Origin of the sequence: Burkholderia sp. FL-7-2-10-S1-D7 (genome assembly GCF_001524185.1) — a bacterium.
Lineage (GTDB): Bacteria > Pseudomonadota > Gammaproteobacteria > Burkholderiales > Burkholderiaceae > Burkholderia > Burkholderia diffusa.
Map to the genome: position 1 here is coordinate 1 of NZ_LOWY01000002.1, position 1088 is coordinate 1088.

At 61.8% G+C, this 1088-nt stretch carries 1 protein-coding gene; it reads left to right on the top strand.

The annotated features are described in order from the left end of the window. A protein-coding gene (locus WS75_RS00175; protein ID WP_156429679.1) for an IS3 family transposase occupies positions 1-1061 on the top strand; the annotation gives its coding sequence in 2 pieces (ribosomal slippage) (positions 1-214 and positions 214-1061; 1062 coding nt annotated over the 2 pieces). This gene is flagged as partial in the annotation. Positions 1062-1088 lie beyond the last annotated feature (27 nt).

The following is a 1088-nucleotide window of genomic DNA, read 5'->3' on the forward strand; positions in this document are numbered from 1 at the left end:
TTGCGCGAGGCCGAGAGCCGGGATGAGCCGGTGAAGGATCTATGCAAGCGCCACAACATTTCGGAACAGACGTTCTATCGTTGGCGCAACAAGTTCGGCGGGATGGACGTGGCTGACGCTCGTCGGCTCAAGGAACTGGAATCGGAGAACGATCGGCTCAAGCGCCTGATCGCCGAGCAGATGCTGGTAATCGACGGCTTGAAGGAGTTCAGCCGAAAAAAATGATCACCCCGACGGGCCGGCGCGAAGCGCTGGAAGTCCTGACTCGGCGGGGGCTCTCGCAACGCAAGGCATGTCGCTACCTGGGACTGAGCCGCCGAGTGGCGACCTATACGCTCAAGCAACCGGAGAAGGATCGGAGTTTGGGCGAGAGGCTGATGGCGGCCGCGCAAGAGGTGCCGCGCTTCGGCTATCGCCGGATGTCGGCCTGGCTGGCGTTGAGCGAATCGCGCGTGCGGCGAATGTGGCGAGCCCTTCAGCTCAACATTCCGCGCCGAAGTCCTCGCCGACGTCGTTGCGGCGACGACATACGCCTGCCAGGCGCCACACGGCCCAATTCGGTTTGGAGCTATGACTTCGTGCACGATCAACTGGTGGATGGCCGGGCCTTGAAGATGCTATGCGTGATCGATGAATACACCCGCGAGTGTCTGGCGATCGAGGTTGGCGCCAGCCTGCGGTCGCAGGACGTGATCTTGACGCTATCGCGACTCATGCGGCTGTACGGCAAGCCCGCGTTTGTTCGGTCGGACAACGGCGCCGAATTTACCGCTGCCAAGGTCATGCGTTGGCTGCGAGACGCTGCAATCGGTCCGGCCTTCGTTGCGCCTGGCAGTCCATGGCAAAACGGATTCGTCGAAAGCTTCAACGGCAAACTGCGAGACGAATTGCTAAACCGCGAATGGTTCCGCAGCCGCGCCGAGGCCAAGGTGCTCATCGAGCGCTGGCGGCAGTTCTATAACGAGCGCCGGCCCCACAGCGCTCATCGCTACCAACCTCCGGCCACGGTCCGTCGAGCCTGGCTGGATTCCGATAATATCGACGCGAGACTCACTGCCTGACTGGCTACAAAATTCCGCCGCAGGTCA